The organism is Ferroplasma acidiphilum (assembly GCF_002078355.1).
GTDB classification, from domain to species: domain Archaea; phylum Thermoplasmatota; class Thermoplasmata; order Thermoplasmatales; family Thermoplasmataceae; genus Ferroplasma; species Ferroplasma acidiphilum.
In genome coordinates this window covers 482037-498568 of record NZ_CP015363.1, presented here as the reverse complement: position 1 = coordinate 498568, position 16532 = coordinate 482037, and the positions used below count along the sequence as shown (strand labels likewise).

Genomic DNA, 16532 nt, shown 5'->3' with positions numbered 1-16532 from the left:
ACAGTAAGCCTCTGTGTCCAGTGACAGGACTGGTACATAAACTGGATGTACCTTACACTGATATGCTCCCGCGCTAAGCAGGAGAACAAAAATTAACTCCAGAGTGGCTTTTTTGATTAACAGTATTTGCATTGAAGGCACCGGTTCTTATGAGGCCTGAACCTACCAGTATTCTTATACCGTTCCCTATTTTTACGATCCCTTAGCAGAAAGCCCACCAGTTTTAACTGTGGGATGAATGCATAAATTATGTACATCTGTCAATCATATAGTATTGTAATGGTGTCAGAACGATGGACAAGAAGCAATAAATCAGTATATAATCTGGGATACCATATTATCTGGTGCCCGAAATACAGAAGAAATGTACTGGTAAATGGCATAGATGTAAGATTGAAGGAATTATTAAATTATAAGGCACAGGAATTAAAGATAGAAATTAAAGAAATGGAAGTTATGCCGGACCATATACACATATTTATAAAAGCAGATCCAGTATTGAGCCCGCATTATATTATTCAGCAATTCAAAGGATATACTTCCAGGATACTGAGGCAGGAATTTCCAGTATTGAAACGCAAGCTGCCAACACTATGGACAAGAAGCTATTATATAGAATCTGTAGGGCATATATCCGAGTCAGTAGTCAGGAAATATATAGAGGATCAGAAGAAAGTATGATATTAACATATAAAATTAAACATGGCAAAGATTTTTCTGAAGAATTAAACAAAGCCAGGCTAATAGCAGAGTTTGCCATTAAAACAAAATCCATTATATCCAGGGATGTAAAACAGTTCGGGTTAAAATCAGCCATTTCAAACCAGATATTAAGGAAATACTCCAGGAATTCAAAAGCAAAGGATGTACATAAAATAAAATTAACAGTGCCACATCAGGGAATAAAATGTAACCAGATAGATAGAACAATAAACATAACTCCTTTGAAGCTAACTTTAAACTATTATTTCAGGAATGATTTTGATAAAATAAGCCAGATTGAACTTGACAATAAATTTGCATATGTATCTATAAATATCCCTGATAATGATTTAATTGAACCCAATGGATACTTAGGTGTGGACAGGAATACAACAGGGCATATTGCTGTTGCTGGCAATCCTGAAACCGGGAAAATAATAAAGCTTGGAAAGGAAGCAGGGCATGTGCATAAGAAATATAAGAATATGAGGAAGAATCTGCAGAAGAAAGGGAAATACAGGAAAGCTAAGAGAATAAAGAACAGGGAAAGCAGAATAGTCAAAGATATTAACCATAAGGTAGCAAGAAAGATAGTGCAGGAAGCTAAGGATAATGGAATGGGAATAAAGCTCGAATATCTAAATGGAATAAGAAATGCAAAATCGGGCAGGAGTTTCAGGTATTCCCTGAATAGCTGGTCATTCTATGAGCTTAAAAATATGATAGAATATAAGGCCAGACTACTTGGAATACCTGTTGCCTATGTCGATCCATATAATACATCTAAAGAGTATAGCAGATGTGGACAGATAGGCAACCGTTCAGGAAAATCATTTAAGTGCAACAATTGCGGGCACGTTGATCATGCTGATGCCAATGCTTCGTTCAACATAGCATTGCGTCCAGTATTTGAGGAAGGCATAGATCAATTGTACGTAGACAGAGATGCGTACAAAGGGAACACTGGTATCCCTGAAGAGGCAACGTTAGGAACGATGGCGACCTTAGAACCCCACATGCTTTAGCTGTGGGAGTATGTCAGCTAATGGTATTCCAGAATAGAAATAGAGAATAGCCATACATTAAGTTTTCCTTATATAATTTCGATCTACTATAAAGCCAGTAGGATTTCTGCTAATGGATCGTAAAATTTAGATTGATAATAATTAATTACAAACCATTACCTAATTTACTATTAATAATGCTTTTATACTTATAAATGCTGGTATTTCATGAAAGTTTTAGCTATCCTTCCAGCATTTCTGGATATTGAAAATATTAAAAAATCTATAGACCAGATAATGCCCGGCCTTGAGATCGCAACAAATACAGAATTTGAGAAAAATGATGCGGATGTTGTGGTGATTACAACATTTACCCCATTCGGAAAAAAGGAGATGGATAAATTCCCTGAGTTGAAATATATACAGGTTGCAAGTACTGGGTATAACAACGTTGACCTGAAGGAAGTAAGAAGGAGAAAAATACTTCTGTGCAACGTTCCAGTAGCCAATAAGGATGCTGTTGCAGAACATGTAATAGGCATGTCGCTTGCCCTGTTGAAGAATTTTATACCATTCGACCAGCAAATTAAGTCCGGAAACTGGCCATTATTAACAAACTCCAGGGAATTGCAGGGCAAAACATTTGGAATCATTGGAATGGGTGCTATAGGCATAAAACTGGTACAGAAATTAATACCATTCAATGTGGGAATAGTTTATTACGACCCAAGAAGGTTAAAGCCGGAGGATGAGGAACTTTACGGGTTGACGTACCTTCCACTGGACGAACTGGTCAAAGCTTCTGATATTATATCTATCCACACTCCCCTTTCTAAGGAAACCAGATCTATGTTCAATGAAAGCAGGTTTAACCTGATGAAAGAAAATTCCATTTTTATTAACTCTTCAAGGGGCGAAATAGTTGATGAGAAAGCCCTTGTAAAGGCTATAAAGGAAAAGAATATTTACGCTGCAATAGATGTGTTCGGTGTTGAGCCTCCGGATTTTTCCTCTGAACTATTCCATGTTGACAATGTTATTTTTTCACCACATATTGCCGGCGTAACTATGGAAAGCCAGGAAAGGTTTATCACAGAAACAATTGGAAATGTCATAAGGTATTCACAGGGCATTGACCCTCTGTATAAGGTAGAGGATGAACTATGAAAGGATATGAAATACTGGAAAAAACCCTTGATGCCCTGAAGCTTGACCCCGTTTTTGGAAATCCAGGCACTACCGAAATACCGATGTTACGTGGCATCAGAAACTATTACCTGACACTTCATGATTCCATTGCTCTGGGAATGGCTGATGGATATGCACAGTATAATAATACCGCTTCCATTGTAAATCTCCATACACTTCCAGGGCTGGGCAATGCAATGTCCTTTCTGAACACTGCGAAATGGAACCGTTCCCCGGTGGTGATAACCGCAGGGCAGCAGGATACGAGGCATATTGTCTTTGACCCGCTGTTATCAGGAGACCTCTTAAATACTGTGTCGGGCCTGGTAAAATATTCCTATGAAATAAAAAATCCATCTGATATTCCAACAGCCTTCAGGAGAGCTAAAGCCATAGCTATGACACCGCCAATGGGCCCTGTATTCATATCTGTGCCAATGGATATGATGGATTATACTGCTGAAAATTTATATTTCAATGATGTTAGAACAAACGTTTCTTCCTATGACCCTGAGGCTGTATTGGAGATTGCTGAAAGGATAAACAAAGCAAAACATCCTGCATTGGTGTTTGGATATGAAATAGATGTTTACAACGCTTACGCAGAAGCGGAAGCGTTTGCTGACAGACTCGGGGTAGAGGTGTACAGTGAACCGCTGGCATCCAGAGGCACATTCAACACAGCCAGCGAACACTATGCAGGGGACCTATTGCCCGCCTCGACACTGATGAACCTGAAATTTGTGAATAACGACCTGATAGTCTTCATCGGTGGAGATATAACATTTTATCCCTATCTGCCATCATTGCCATTCCCTGGAAAAGATGTAATATTTATAGGTACAGACATATCACACAAAACAGGCGATGGATATACAATGAATCCAAAACTATTCCTCAGTGAAGCTGTAAAATTAATTAAGAAGAAAGGCGACTATAAGAGGAGTACTGACTATCTGTATGCAAATAGAGTGGCCCGCCAGAGGCTAAGTATGGGCGTGGACTATGTACTGTTTAAAGCTAAAAAATTATTTTCCGATTACACCATAGTTGATGAAGCTATATCGGCTTCAGAGAACGTACGTTCCACATTTGGCTACGGATACAGGAAATACTATACGGCAAAATCAGGCCAGCTTGGATGGGCTACAGCAGCGGCCCTCGGAATAGGGATGAATAACAAAAAAACTCTGGTAATTATTGGTGATGGCGCATTCATGTACACTGTGCAGGGGTTGTGGACTGCAAAGCATTATAATATACCTGTTAAATTCCTGGTTCTCAACAACAGTGGATACAATATACTCAAAAGCTTTTCAAAAAGTTATTATCCGGATATGGAGAAAAAAGATTATTTCCAGCTGAACCTTGACATAGAATCTGTTGCAAAGGGCTTTGGAGTAGAGACACGTACGGCCGATGAAAACCTTTCAGACCTTGAGTGGCTACGGGATGGAGATGTGCCAAAAGTGCTTGTTGTAAATACAGAAAAAACAGTTGAAAAACTGTTTCTTTGATACTGTTCATACATTATATCAATTTTTTATATCCATTTTAAAGTATTGATAGCCTGTGAAACTGCTAAATATGTATGGATATGCCGCAATGGTTAATTTCCAGGTAAGAAAATTAATATAATAATATCATTTATATTTAATATGGCAAAATTTCCAAGTGATGAATGGGCAAAAGAGTATACAGAAAAGCTAAATTCTAATCCAGCTTATGCTGAGGCAGGAAAAACATGGGATGATTCTCTAACATTTGTTGTTCAGCCCGATGAAACTTATAATGACTCATGGTACCTTTATTTGAACCTGAAGGCTGGCAAGTGCATAGATTCGAAGGTGGGCAAGGCTGAAAGCGATGTTCCAAAAGCAACTTTCAAGTACATGGGAAAGTACTCAAACTGGGTAAAACTCATAAAAGGTGAAATAGACCCTATACAGGGGCTTATGACTGGAAAATTCAAGCTCGACGGATCCATGATGAAAATTATGAGGTATACCAACGCAGCCAAGGAAATGGTAAACACTGCAAAAATGGTTGATTCACAATTTTAATCTGGATAGTTGGAATTCAACCTGAATCATAATTTTTATAATAATATACATTTAAATTATAATCTGACTATAAAAAGTGCATGCAAATTATTTGATAATAGGTGGAAAAAATGGAGAAGATATTTGGCAATATAATTGATGGAATTGAGGAAACCGGTGGGGCGAAGATAGAGCTAAAGAGCCCGGTAGACGGGTCATTGATGGGATATATAATAGATACTGATAAGGATACAGTTGAACGGGCTATACAATCATCCAGGGCGGCTTTCAATAAATTTTACCCTGAGTCCACAATAAAATCCAGGCAGGAATTGATCGGGAAACTTGCTGATATTGTCCAGGAAAAGGCCACAATATATGCAGACCTGGAATCAAAAAATACCGGGAAAACTATCCGCCAGAGTACTTTTATGGATATACCTCTAGCAATATCCCATATCAGGTACTTTGCTGAAACAGATGAATTCAAATTTCAGAGGAAGATTACGCATCCGGAATACCCAGGCACAGAGGGCATAGTCCAGAACGCACCTATGGGCGTTGTAGCTTCCATAGCACCATGGAATGTTCCCTTTTTAATGGCTGTATGGAAAATAATCCCACCGGTACTGGCTGGAAACGCTGTTGTCATTAAGCCATCACATTATACACCATTGACTGCTATTGAACTTGTAAAAGATATGAAGGCGGCGGGCTTTCCAGATGGGCTTGTGAATCTTGTAAACGGCACAGGCAGGACAACCGGGAACTTCCTGGTGAACAGTGACCATGTTGATATGGTAAGTTTCACAGGTTCCACCCCTACAGGATCCAGAATCATGGAACAGGCAGCTAAAAACATAACGAAAGTATCCCTTGAACTCGGTGGCAAATCACCGAATATAGTCTTTGCAGATGCTGATCTGGACCACGCTGTAAAAGGCGTAATATTTGGAATATTCCTTAACGCAGGGCAACTGTGTGAATCTGCAAGCAGGTTAATCATTGAAGAATCAATTATGGACAAATTCCTACAGAAAGTGAAAATATATCTGGATTCCATGAAATCAGGAAATCCAATGGACTTCGAGACCGATATCAGCGCCATAACAACTAAGGAGCAAAAGGAAAAAATAGAGTCATTAATTAGCCAGACTGTCAAATCGGGCGGAAATATATTTTATTCAAAGAATATGCAGGGCACACCTGATAATGGTACATATTTTCCTCCAACACTTCTAACCGGATTAACTCCAGGACAACAAATTTCTGATGAAGAAATATTTGGCCCTGTATTGACAGTATATCCATTTAAATCTGAAAAAGAAGCCATAGATCTGGCAAATAGCACAAAATATGGCCTTGCTGCCGGAATATGGACAAAGGATATTGAGAAAGCCGGGAGGGTAGCATCAATGATAGAGGCAGGAACTGTATGGGTAAACGAATACCATCTATTGTCAGCTGCTGCACCGAGAGGAGGATTTAAGAAAGGCGGCATTGGCAGGGAGCTGGGGCTTGAAGGTATTCTGGAATATACACAGACAAGGCACATATTCTATGGAAATAATGAATCTGGAATGAGCGATGTGGCATATGGTATATTGATCAAAACTGAATGAATTTTACACCAGAATATTATTTATATATCAAAATAATTTATATTTTTTGCGATAGGGGGTATTCGTGTATGGAAATCAGTTATTTCCTGGAATCTGGAAGCAAGGTTGCATACCTCTATATCCCTTAGTTTGCCACCCACGATCTGAAGTCCCACAGGCATATCTCTGCTAAAGCCACAGGGAATTGAAAGCGCAGGCACTCCAAACAAATTAAACGGATTTGTAAATTTTATATATTTCATAAAGTAATCAAATGGCACATTCTCAATTTCCTTTTTATCCGGCGCTATGGTTGGCAATGTAGGGGAAACCAGGAAATCATACTGGTTGAATAGGCTGTTGAATTCCATGCCTTGTCTCATTCTTAATCTCTTTGCCTCAATATAATCCATTGGTTTAAGTGACGAATAATATTTAATTTGATTTCTGGATTCCACAGAAAATAACTCGGGGTTATTTTCATATCTGGAGCGGTGTATGGTTGCATTCTCACAACCATCAATCATATCGGCAGCTGATGCCATGCTCTCCATGTTGTCTATATGTATCTCTTTTATATCTACAAGATCTTCAGAAACCATATGATCCATGAATGAGTAAAATGCAAACTTTACATTAGTATCGGAACTTTCAGTTAAATTTCCTATTATCCCCAGCAAAGGTTTCCTTCTCTGACTTTTTGCTCTAGGTGATTTAAAGCCCATAGCGGTTACTATGGCAGGTATATCAGAGGCATATCTTGTTATCGGGCCAACAGTGTCCAGTGACCAGGCTTCAGGGAATATCCCCTTTACTGAAAGGCTACCGGTTGTTGGTTTTAATCCACTCACCCCGCACATGCTTGATGGAATGCGTATAGAACCGGCGGTATCTGTTCCCAATGAGAAAAGGGAAAGCCCTGATGATACTGCAGCCGCTGACCCACCACTTGAACCCCCGGTTATTTTTGATACGTTCCAGGGATTGTTGCACACGGGAGTAACTATGCCCATGGCAAACTCGTGTGTATTTGTTTTGCCCTGCAATACAGGCCCGTATTCATCCAATGCCCTGATAACATCTGCGTCCTCCTGTGGAACATGGCCTTTGAAGAATTCAGACCCGTACTCAGTCCGGAGATTTTTAGTGTCTATTATGTCCTTCACAGAATATGGGATTCCATACAATGGGCTACTAGAATGTTTATGTATGGTAGGTTCATTAAATGGCCTTAACGTCGCAAAAGAATTTATGTCCGGGTTTAAGTGGCTTATGTTCTCAGCTGATTTTTTAAACAAATGATATGGAGATATCTCTCCAGAAATAATTAAATCATGCAATGTGTGTATCGGTGGTATCATTTAACTGTATTCTCCGACCGACATTGATCATTGATTTTACACGTTTCATTCATCTCTATTTCCCACCAGACTCAATTAATAACTGAGTGGCAGATGGTAATATACATATCCATCACCACTACTGTTGAAGAAAGTCTCCGTTTTAACCGGCTCATTTGGTTTCGGCCTCCTGCTCAAATACTGACTGATCAACGTGTACAGGCTTGTGGCGTATTGTTATTGCCAGTACTATACCTACCCCTATCAGTGCAAGAGTGCCGTAGACATAGATGCTGTTAGGGTATGCCGGGATAGGAATGAAAACACCATATTCCGCTACCGCATATACAATAGTTGCTGGCAATGGCCCTAAAAGCAATGGCAGATAGGCTTTCAGCCTGTATTTGAGTTTTCTCTTTGCGTATATGGGTAGTGATATATCACCCAGTATGTGTATAATATAAAGGAGAGCTGCCTCGGCGGTGATAAGGATAGTGCCACCTTCAAAGGGCCCGAAAATTAACCCGAAAACGATCATAAGGATGAAAGTTACTATTATCATTATACCTATAACCATCCGTGGCGCGCCCGTCCTTTCGTTTACCTTTGCCCACCTTGAAGAAAATAGAATATTGTCCCGAGCCATAGAATATGCTGTTCTACTCCCCGCATTACCTTGTGCAATTCCATTTGAAATGAAGCTATTTGCTACTAGTACTACGAAAATAACCAGTCCAACCGGACCAAGGTATCTGGCATAAACAGTTATCCCGGGATTTGTAGATGTGGCAAAACTTGATATGTTTGATAATCCCCATCCAACAACTACTGCGTATGATGCTAGTATATAAACTGCTGCAGCCAGCAATGCGACTATAACCAGGGCCTTTGGAATATTTTTCCTTGGATTTTTAATTTCCTCTGATAAGGCTATAACTGAACCGGCTCCCACGAAGCTTAAAACTGAATAAACAGTTGCTAGCCCGAGAGCACTTATGGGATGTCCGGTAAGGGTGAATGGTGCCAGTGTATTCTTGGACCCGAGGAGTATAATGATTATTATGGCGCCTATTACAAGGAAAGAGATCTCAGCAACAGAACTTATTAGGGTATACCATAATGATGGCCTTAGCCCATTCCAGAGGAAGAAGAATATTATTGCAAATGGAATGAGTGATAAAGGCAGCCATCCGTAGGGGCTTGTATTCAGAAAGGGTATGTATGGGGCTACGATAGCACCAAAGTAAAGGGTGGAAAAACCTGCTATTGCCGCTATCATATCGTAAAGGTAGAACCATGCACTCAACGTACCAAGTTTATTGCCAAGCCCTGAACGCACAAATGCGTAATATCCGCCAGCATGCGATATTCTCTTTGCAAAAGAATAATCCATATACATTGCAGACAGAACACCAAAGGTTGCAATAATGTACGTCAGGGGCAAAGACCCGCCTATTGCAGCCACACCAGTTGTAAAAAAGCTTGCAACGGATGCGGCAGGAGCCACGAATGCCATGGATTGAAACAGAGCCAGCCAGAACCCGCCATTATTTTTTTTCAGTTGATCCATTTTACTTACCCCGTAAAACCTTGCCAAAAATGTTAATTCCTGTATTTATCAATTCATCAGGCATATTTAGCGCGCCCATGAATCTGAATACATTGCCATAGTGCCCGCATGTATGCATTAACAGTCCATTCTGGAGGAGCTCGTGCTTTAATTCCATCATGTGCTTTGAATTCATTGGTTTTCCATTGTCTACCAGTTCTATGCCGATCATATAACCCTTTCCGCGCACTTCTCCTATAAGGTTAGAATCTATCTTGTTGAATTTGTTTAACATTTCCTTTCCGCTGGATTTTACCTTATCAAAATACTTTGGCACTTCGTTGATAACAGTTATTCCAGCTGCCATTGCAAGGGGATTAGCCCTGTATGTTCCAAGATGGAATGGCTTCGGCAATTTTTTGTCATAGTCATCCCTGTAATAAACTAATGATACTGGCAACCCCCCGCCTATGCTCTTGCTGACACATACTATATCGGGAGTAATATTTTCATATTCAAATGCCCACATCTTGCCTGTCCTGCCTACCCCACTCTGAACCTCATCAACAATCATTGTAAGGTCGTATTCAGTACAGAATTCCCTTATGGCCTTTAAAAATCCATCGGGAGGCACAATATAACCGCCTTCTCCCTGTACAGGTTCAACTATAACAGAATCAGGCCTATCATATCCTGCTTCTCCATCATCCATTATCTTTTTCATTATGGAAATTATATCAGAAACATCATAGTCATACCATAATTTATATGGGTATGGCACCCGTATTATCTTAAACCCATCACTGTATACTGCTTCCCGGTATTTTCTCCCGGCAGTAGCAGCAATAATTCCACCGGATACTCCATGGTATGCACCCTCAAATGCAATTGTTGGGGCATTCTTTTTCCTTATTGCATGTGCAATATTGATTGCAGTTTCACATGCATCGGCTCCGCTGATTCCAAATATTGTTTTATAATTCCTCATCTCCGGGGGGAAGCTGTTTCTCAATGCTTCAAGAAAATTTATTCTCACTTCTGTAGGTATTTCCAGGGCATGCCATATGTCATCGAGCTGTGCTTTCACGGCATCTCGTATTTTATCATTAAATCCTAAATTAAGAACACTGATTCCAGATACCCAGTCAATGAAAATATTTCCATCCAGGTCTTCTATTAATGAGTTTTCAGCCCTCTTAATTGCAATGGGGAAACTATCCGGGTAGATTACTGTACTGGACTCCATTTCCCTTTGCCTCTGTAGTAATAATTTGCTCTCCGGTCCCGGTACATCTGTAATAATTTTTGGTAGGTTTTTATAGTCATTTAATGCCATAAAAAGACAATTTGTCGAATAATATAATTATTTCTATGATGCCTTTATACAGGGATTTTAAAGAATATTTTTCTTTAATTAATCTATATAATAGTATTAAGATGTGTATAATAGGCAATTTAGTGAAAATCTTTATTAATACAGTTATTATATATTTATATATGGATAGTTTTGACTTAAGAATTTTAAAAGAGATTTCCAGAGATTCTAGAAAGCCATTAAAAGAGATAGGGAAGGCTATAGGAATATACTCTGCATCGGCGATCAGCAGGAGAATAAAAGAAATGCAGGAAAATAATGTAATAAAGGGATTCAAAGCAGAAATAGACTTCGGTAAATTAGGGTATAACTTCGTAACCGCTACCTTTGTGAGGGCCAAATATGGAATAGAATACCATGATATAGTTGCTGAAAAGATAATGAAGATCAAAGGGGTAATTGATGTTCTGTTCCTGCTCGGAGACATTGATTTTTACATTCTATGTGCTACTAAAACAAAAGATGATTACGTAATTATATTAAATGAACTGGAAAAAATTACAGAAATAGAAAGGTCGGACACACATACGGTTTTAAATATATATAAATATCATGATATCGCCAACATTTTTTAATATAAATTGTTTCTAACTATGATGTTCTCCAGGTACAGCCGACTGATTAAAATTTGCGATGTCCTGTTAAGCATCTCACTTGCCCTATTCTATAGCGATATTTACCTTCATTTTTATTATACAGGATAAGTTCTTTACCATCCTCATCAGAATCTTTTTCAGGTGCCAGATTGTGGCATAATTATAATATGATCATTATACAACCCTTTTTCCATTGATATTATTGCTGCATAAAGATACCTGCCTACTGAACTCTTACAAACAAATTCTTTAAAAATTATTTTTGAAAGAAAATAAAATTTATGAATTTATTTTGACAGATTAAGCTGTTTTAAGTCATATTATTACGAATATAGGTACAAAACAAATATATATCAATAAATACCATAAATATTTCATGAAATTCACATTTATGATTAATAAACCTTATATATGACTTATTCATCTATAATATGGTGATAAAAAATGCCTAAACCTTACGTAGCAATAAACGAAGTGGAGATGTTGAATAACGACACGACCATGCAGATGTTCCAGCAAGTTGGCCCGAAAGTATGCCAGGTAACAGCCAGGCACCCGGGATTTGTTGGATTCCAGAATCATGTGCAATTCGGGATAATACCGATGGGGACAAGATGGGGAGGTGGCTCCATGGATATGACAAAAATGGATACCATGAATGTATATCAGTATACAATGTGGAAAAGCATTAAAGACCACGAAGATATGCACAGGGAAAACTTCTCTTCAATATTCAGATTATGCTCATCCTGCCTTTCACAGGTAGTTTATGGACCATGGGAACCATTATATGAAATTGTAGATGCCAGCATGCCATTAAACACGGAAATGGCTGATTTCACAACCATGTTCGGGAAAAAATTCGCTGCGGGAGACCCAGCAGGAGTTCCGCCTATATCCATGCCATACGGCCAGAGAACAATAGCACTGTCCGAGCACACTGTAAAGAAGGATAAGGAAAAGGAATTCGAATCAACAATAGTTGAAGTAATGAAAGACTTTGAAAAGGCGCCGGGATTTCTGGGATACATGATTTTAAAAGAAGTTGGTGTCTCAGCAGTAGGGTCATTCCAGCTGAAGTCAAAGGGAATTCATGAAACACTGGAATCCGGTGGTGAAGTACCAACACAGCAGGAGGGTTCATTCAAACCAGAAGAGGCAAGGCCTACACCACCTGAGTACAAAGTTCATATGGAATGGGCCTCCCCGAACGACGCAATGTTTGGAATTGGAAGGGTTCTGTTTGCACATCCAGCAAGAGAGATCCACGACAAGGTTCTTGACACATTGATAAGAGGGCCCTATATAAGGCTTTTAAACCCGATGATGGAAGGAACAACATGGAGAGAGTACCTTAACTCTCCATAAATTTTTTTATAAAATATATTTTACTGGAATTTAAATTAAACTTTCTCATTTGCTTAACTTCATTTTTAGTCTGAAACTTTTAGTTTTTTTATGTTATGGATCATCTTTTCTATTTTCCCGCATTTAGGATAAGCCGGAATTATATTATATAAAAATAAAGAACGTTAATTCGCTATTCAATATAAAAATGAAAAGATAACAATTTTCTGTTGTAATTTATAATAATATCATATGTGGAACCAGGATTTCTTAACAGGTTCGCCCTTGAGCTCCTCTATTAGTTCCTTTTCCCTGGATGTAAGGTGCTTCGGAACCTGAAGTTTTAGCACAACAAGGAGGTCTCCACTCCCACGTGAGGTTAATTTAGGCATTCCAGCACCTTTAATCCTCAATACATCCTCTGGCTGGCTTCCAGCAGGAATATTTAAAGTAAATTTCTCTTTGAAAAGGGGAATTTCAACAGACCCGCCCAGAGCAGCTGTAGGGAAATCTATGGCTTCTTTAACGTAGAGATTATCGCCGGTACGTTTTATATTCGGGTTCGGCTGGACATAAACGACAGCGTATAGGTCACCGGTCACACCACCAAAAGAGTTGCCCAGTTTCTGTGTCCTGAGCCTTGTGTTGGTATCAACGCCCTTTGGTATTGTTATAGAAATGTTCTCCATTTTTGGTATGTATCCTTTTCCAGCACATGCTTTGCAGGGGGTTTTCGGTATTTTTCCTTTTCCCATACAGGTACGGCATACTATTACCTGGACAAAGTTAAAGAAACCCTGCCCCCTGCTTATTCTTTCCTGGCCGGTACCATGGCAGGTGGGGCATGTAACCAGTACTCCACCTTCCGCTCCTGTACCATTGCATACTTCACACATGGCATTTCTTTTGAACTTAATAGGTTTTGATGCACCGTAATATGCATCCTCCATAGTGACGTTAAGTTTTACATAAATATCGAGGTCCGGCTGGGGGCTACTACTGCCATAGGAACCATTGAAATTTCCTCTTCCAAATCCGCCGCCGAATATGGTATTAAATATATCATTAATATCGTCAAAATGTGAGAAATTATCCCAGTTAAAGCCTGCGCCACCGCCAGCTCCTGCATCTCCAAATGTTGTAGAGCCGGTAGCATCATATTGTTGCCTTTTCTGGGGATCTGAAAGCACTTCATACGCTTCTGCGATTTCCTTGAATTTCTGTTCAGCCTCCTTACTGCCTGAATTTACATCGGGGTGGTATTTCTTAGCAAGTTCTCTGAACTTTGAACGTATCTCTTCCTGAGAAGCGGTTTTATCTACTCCCAGTATCTGATAATAATCTCCTGACATTTTAACTCATTGGTTTTCTTTATAGTCGGTATTAACAGTACTGTCATCTGATTGCTGTTCGTTATTATTCTGTTCCTGCGAGGATCCCTCTTCTCCCTGCTGTTCAGACTGTTGTTCAGATTGTTGCCCGGCGCCCTGATCTGGCTGCTGCGCCTGAGCCATTTTAGTGTAGACTTCAGTCATTTCCTTTGTTAAGTTTTCTGTAATCTCCTTTACTTTATCTACATCTTTCTTCTCAACAGCATCCTTCAGGTCTTTTATAATGCCCTTTATTTTATCCTTTGTTTCGTTGTCAAGTTTGTCCCCTGCTTCGTTTATTGTTTTTTCTACAGTATATGCCAGAGATTCACCGTTATTCAGTGTTTCTATTGTCTCCTTTTCTTTCTTGTCCTCTTCTGCATATTGCTCAGCTTCCTTTTTCATTTTTTCTATTTCATCCTTGGAAAGCTTGTTTGAGGCACTGATAGAAATACTCTGGGATTTGCCGGTACCCTTGTCTTTTGCGGAAACGTTCAGTATGCCATTTGCATCGATATCAAATGTAACTTCAATCTGTGGGACTCCCCTTGGCGCAGGTGCTATTCCTGTGAGTACGAAATTTCCTAGAGAAACATCATCTTTAACAAGTGGCCTTTCACCCTGGACTATATGAATCTCGACAGATGTTTGCATATCAGCTGCAGTAGAGAAGACCTGGGTTTTCTTTGTTGGTATTGTAGCATTGGCATTTATCAACGGAGTCATAACTCCACCAACAGTTTCTATGCCAAGTGTCAAAGGAGTTACATCCAGAAGTACAATATCTTTTATATCTCCCATCAGCACTCCTCCCTGAATTGCAGCACCTGTTGCAACTGCCTGCATCGGGTCAACACCGCCTTCGGATTTTTTGCCAAAGTAATCTTCAACATATTTTTTGACATATGGCATCCTTGTAGGTCCGCCAATGAGTATAATCTTGTTTATATCACCCTTTGAAAGCTTGGCTCCTTCAAGTGCTTTGTCCAGAGATGCTGCAGACTTTCCGACTATTGGCGCAATAAGTTCCTCCAGCTTTGCCCTGGTAAGTTTAAATTCCAGGTGCTTCGGGCCGTCCTGAGTGGCTGTTATATATGGAAGGTTTATATCTGATTCCAGAACTGTAGACAGCTCTATTTTTGCTTTCTCGGCTGCATCCCTTAACCTGATATATGCAGATTTGTCTTTCCTGAGATCTATTCCTTCCTTGGATTTGAAATCATCAGCAAGGAAGTTAACTATAGCTTCATCCATATCACTGCCACCCAGTTTTGTATCACCGGATGTTGACATAACTTCAAAAACTCCCTGGCCGAAATCCATCACTGTAACATCAAGTGTGCCTCCGCCAAAATCGTAAATAAGTATTTTTAAAGTTTCGTTGAGCTTATCAATTCCATAAGCCATGCACGCAGCGGTAGGCTCATTTATAATCCTTTTTACATTAAGCCCGGCTATAGCCCCGGCATCCTTTGTTGCCTGTCTCTGGTTATCGTTGAAATATGCCGGTACAGTGATAACAGCATCGTTTACCGGTTCACCGAGAAATGCCTCTGCATCTTTTTTTATCTTCTGCAATATAAATGCTGAAATCTGCTGCGGCGTATATTCTTTTCCGAATATTTTATATTTGAAATCTGTTCCCATTTTCCTTTTGGCACCGTATATTGTTCCCTCGGGGTTAAGGAGAGCCTGTCTCCTTGCAGGCTCGCCTACCAGTAGTTGTCCGTCTTTTGTGAACGCCACATAGCTTGGAAAAGATTTTCCGCCCAGTGATACGCCCTCTGCTGCTGGAATGGTTTCTGGCTTTCCAGAAATAACAACAGCCGCTGCCGAATTGCTTGTACCTAGATCTATACCTATTATTTTACTCATTTTATTTCACCTTTTTGAAACTATTACTTTTGATGTTCTTAGAACATCGCCATTAAGTGTATAACCTTTCTGAACCTCTTCAAGAACGGTTCCATCCTCCCCCTGGTCCAGGACACCCACAGCCTCTTCCAGATTCGGATCGTATTTTGTCCCTTTAACCTCAAGTACCTGCAATCCATGTGATTGAAGTACTTTTAACAGCTGGGACCTTACCGGCTCCAGTTTTGGGTCGTGGGCTATACCGGCATCGAGTGTATCAAGAACAGGCAGGAGTTCCTTAATGAGATCACTGCTAGCATTTTTTCTGATGTTTTCTATTTCCCTTTCTTTGTATTTTGAATAGTTTTCCATCTCTGAACGCTGGCGCACATAGAGGCTCTTGTAGTCATTGAGATCAGACATCGTATCTGTGTATAACTGTTTATATTTCTTCATCTCTTCCCTGTCTTTCATTTTATTTCTCTTCCTTACCTGCTCTATATCGAATTCAAGGGGCCTATTATATTCTTTATGGTTCATCATAAGTATATTTGTTCTTCTATA

General features: G+C 39.6%; 14 protein-coding genes. 8 read left to right on the top strand and 6 right to left on the bottom strand.

Annotated elements, in window-relative coordinates; translation table 11 throughout:
- Window positions 1-279 precede the first annotated feature (279 nt).
- The 6 genes from tnpA (at window position 280) to fad_RS02665 (ending at window position 6558) form a co-directional block, all read left to right on the top strand.
- Window positions 280-681, top strand: a complete 402-nt coding sequence (gene tnpA, locus fad_RS02690) for an IS200/IS605 family transposase (RefSeq protein WP_081141671.1) — start codon at window positions 280-282, stop codon at window positions 679-681.
- On the top strand, window positions 678-1727 hold the full coding sequence (locus fad_RS02685) for an RNA-guided endonuclease InsQ/TnpB family protein (RefSeq protein WP_081141664.1): 1050 nt from the start codon (window positions 678-680) through the stop codon (window positions 1725-1727). Before tnpA ends, fad_RS02685 begins: the two co-directional genes overlap by 4 nt.
- 207 nt (window positions 1728-1934) lie before the next feature.
- Window positions 1935-2873, top strand: coding sequence for an NAD(P)-dependent oxidoreductase (locus tag fad_RS02680; protein WP_081141663.1), 939 nt, complete (start codon window positions 1935-1937; stop codon window positions 2871-2873).
- Window positions 2870-4411, top strand: a complete 1542-nt coding sequence (locus fad_RS02675; protein ID WP_081141661.1) for a thiamine pyrophosphate-binding protein — start codon at window positions 2870-2872, stop codon at window positions 4409-4411. The genes fad_RS02680 and fad_RS02675 overlap by 4 nt, the downstream gene beginning before the upstream one ends.
- Before the next feature lie 141 nt (window positions 4412-4552).
- Window positions 4553-4957: an SCP2 sterol-binding domain-containing protein gene (locus tag fad_RS02670; protein WP_009887598.1), complete on the top strand. Its 405-nt coding sequence runs from the start codon at window positions 4553-4555 to the stop codon at window positions 4955-4957.
- A 110-nt stretch (window positions 4958-5067) separates the two neighbouring features.
- Entirely contained in the window at window positions 5068-6558 is a 1491-nt protein-coding gene (locus fad_RS02665) for an aldehyde dehydrogenase family protein (RefSeq protein ID WP_081143140.1), read from the top strand.
- A 20-nt stretch (window positions 6559-6578) separates the two neighbouring features.
- Here the strand turns inward: fad_RS02665 and fad_RS02660 are convergent, their stop codons facing one another.
- The 3 genes from fad_RS02660 to fad_RS02650 form a co-directional block, all read right to left on the bottom strand.
- Window positions 6579-7898 (bottom strand): amidase, encoded by a 1320-nt coding sequence (locus tag fad_RS02660; RefSeq protein ID WP_081141660.1) that lies wholly within the window; start codon window positions 7896-7898, stop codon window positions 6579-6581.
- A 151-nt stretch (window positions 7899-8049) separates the two neighbouring features.
- Entirely contained in the window at window positions 8050-9447 is a 1398-nt protein-coding gene (locus fad_RS02655) for an APC family permease (protein ID WP_155951095.1), read from the bottom strand.
- 1 nt (window position 9448) lies between these two features.
- Window positions 9449-10762 (bottom strand): aspartate aminotransferase family protein, encoded by a 1314-nt coding sequence (locus tag fad_RS02650; protein WP_081141658.1) that lies wholly within the window; start codon window positions 10760-10762, stop codon window positions 9449-9451.
- A 161-nt stretch (window positions 10763-10923) separates the two neighbouring features.
- Between fad_RS02650 and fad_RS02645 the strand changes: the two genes are divergently transcribed.
- Window positions 10924-11376: an Lrp/AsnC family transcriptional regulator gene (locus fad_RS02645; RefSeq protein ID WP_236940597.1), complete on the top strand. Its 453-nt coding sequence runs from the start codon at window positions 10924-10926 to the stop codon at window positions 11374-11376.
- Window positions 11377-11841: 465 nt separating this feature from the next.
- Entirely contained in the window at window positions 11842-12765 is a 924-nt protein-coding gene (sor, locus tag fad_RS02640; protein ID WP_081141656.1) for a sulfur oxygenase/reductase, read from the top strand.
- A gap of 227 nt (window positions 12766-12992) precedes the next feature.
- Here the strand turns inward: sor and dnaJ are convergent, their stop codons facing one another.
- From dnaJ to fad_RS02625, 3 genes are read right to left on the bottom strand one after another with little or no spacing between them, the layout of a single operon-like run.
- Window positions 12993-14096 carry a molecular chaperone DnaJ gene (dnaJ, locus tag fad_RS02635; RefSeq protein WP_009887591.1) on the bottom strand — a complete coding sequence of 368 codons (1104 nt, stop codon included), beginning with the start codon at window positions 14094-14096 and terminating at the stop codon, window positions 12993-12995.
- Window positions 14097-14102: 6 nt separating this feature from the next.
- On the bottom strand, window positions 14103-15989 hold the full coding sequence (gene dnaK / locus fad_RS02630) for a molecular chaperone DnaK (protein ID WP_009887590.1): 1887 nt from the start codon (window positions 15987-15989) through the stop codon (window positions 14103-14105).
- Between the two features lie 6 nt (window positions 15990-15995).
- Entirely contained in the window at window positions 15996-16508 is a 513-nt protein-coding gene (locus fad_RS02625; RefSeq protein ID WP_009887589.1) for a nucleotide exchange factor GrpE, read from the bottom strand.
- Window positions 16509-16532: the final 24 nt, after the last annotated feature.